The sequence below is a fragment of the Massilimicrobiota sp. An134 genome, assembly GCF_002160815.1.
Classification (GTDB): Bacteria; Bacillota_I; Bacilli_A; order Erysipelotrichales; family Coprobacillaceae; genus Allocoprobacillus; species Allocoprobacillus merdigallinarum.
Genome location: NZ_NFLH01000071.1, coordinates 1 through 2,182, shown reverse-complemented (window position 1 = coordinate 2,182; position 2,182 = coordinate 1). Strand labels below are relative to the sequence as shown.

The window sequence follows — 2,182 nt, the reverse complement described above, 5'->3', positions numbered from 1 at the left end:
GTGATGTCAATACATCAGCTTCATTTTCAACATAATCAAATGAATCATTATATAAACGTGATTTTCCCATATATTCATCATCACTATCATAACTAGAATCAAAGTTTGTGTAATAATACCCGTCTTTAGAGACTATCACTAGATTTTTTGGACTAAATTTAAAATCAAAATTTTAAGTAGCGAATAAACGTCGATTTTATCGATGTTTTTTTATGTTAAATTCTTTTATTTTTTTATAGTTTATGTTATAATAATGGTGATAGTGGTGATAGATTATTGGAGGTGCTTTATGGCTTATTTTCTTAAACAATCTCATTTAAAAGGGCGTACTTATTTATCAATTGTTGAGAGTTTTTATTCTCCTGAAAAGCACGGGTCTGCTCATCGTACATACAAGTCTCTTGCATCTGTTGAAACTTGGAAGAAAAAAGGTATTGATGATCCTATAGCTCATTTTCAAAAAGAAGTCGATGAATTAAATGCCGCTCATAAAAATAAAAAAGAACTTCAAATATCTGATGAGTCTCCTGAAGTATATCTTGGTTACTTCCCTTATGCCTCTCTTTTAAAATGTATGGACATAAAGAAGTATGTCGATTATTTAAATAATTCTAATAGCTTTACTTTTGATCTTTATGAACTTCTTTCTACACTCATCTTCGCTCGCTTAGTAAATCCTTGTAGTAAACACAAGACTTTTCACGAAGTTCTTCCTAAACTTCATCAATCAATTCATTATTCCTATGATCAACTTTTAAGTGGTTTAGGATATATCGGTAATGATTATGGAAAGTTTATTGAAATCTTTAATGAACAATTAGATATGGTCTATAAAAAAGAAACATATAAAACTTATTTTGATTGTACGAACTTCTATTTTGAAATTGATAAACAAGATGATTTTAGAAGAAAAGGTCCATCTAAAGAAAACCGTAAAGATCCAATAGTCGGTATGGGACTTTTACTTGATGCCAACCAAATTCCTATAGGCATGAAAATGTTTCCTGGAAATCAAAGTGAGAAGCCTATTATGAGAGATGTTGTAAATGATTTAAGAAATACATATCAAATAAACGGCAGAACAGTACATGTAGCTGATAAAGGTCTTAATTGTGCTGATAATATCGCTTTCGCTAAAGAAAATGGTGATGGTTATCTCTTTTCTAAATCCGTAAAGATGCTTCCTGAAGCTGAACAAACTTGGGTGACTATGGATAGTGATGATTGGGAAGAAGTGAGAGATAAAGAGGGACATCTCATTTACAAATACAAATCATGTGTTGATCAATTTCCTTACAATATCACTGTTGATGAAAACACAGGGAAAAAGAAAATTTTGATGTTTAAAGAAAAAAGAGTACTTACTTATAACCCTAAGCTTGCTGCAAAGAAAAAGTATGAAATAGAAAAACAAGCTGAGAAAGCAAGAGAACTCTGTTATAGCCAAGCAAAACGTTCTGAATTTGGCGATCTAGGAAAATATGTTGATTTTATCAATGAAAAAGGAGGAAAAGCCATAGCTAAAATAAATCAAGAAGCCATTGACAAAGAAAGAAGACTTGCAGGTTATAATCTTCTAGTGACTTCTGAAACAAAAATGAGTGAACATGAAATATATGATACCTATCATAATTTATGGAGAATAGAAGAATCGTTTAAAATCATGAAAAGCGATCTCGATGCAAGACCTGTATTTCTCCAAAAAGAAAGTACTATAAAAGGCCATTTCTTAATCTGTTATTTATCAGTTCTTCTAGAAAGATTATTACAATTCAAAGTATTCAATAAAGAGTTTAGTACATATGAAATCATGAAGTTCACACGTGAATTTAGACTAGTAAAAGGTGAAAGTAAATACATTAATATAACAACAAGTAGCAGATTTATAAAGGAATTTGCGAAGCTATCTAAACTTCCATTAACTAACTACTACCTAACAGAGAGACAAATTAAACAAATATTAAATTATAAAATATAGAATTAAAAACAGGTCCCTAAAAATATAGGGACCTAAATCTTTTATAAAACTATCACTAGATTTTAATACCGGATACTAAAGTCAGGTTTAATATAACATAAAGACTCATCAATAATCAACTTATGTCTTTCCATTTTCAAAATCTATCATGACTTTTTAAACTCTATATTAACTTTATGCATTTATTGTATTTAAAAAACGCAC

Annotated in this window: 1 protein-coding gene; it reads left to right on the top strand. The window is 29.6% G+C overall.

Annotation, left to right across the window (positions count from 1 at the left end; all coding sequences use genetic code 11):
* Window positions 1-289 precede the first annotated feature (289 nt).
* On the top strand, window positions 290-1,978 hold the full coding sequence (locus B5E79_RS13195; protein ID WP_143746800.1) for an IS1634 family transposase: 1,689 nt from the start codon (window positions 290-292) through the stop codon (window positions 1,976-1,978).
* Window positions 1,979-2,182 lie beyond the last annotated feature (204 nt).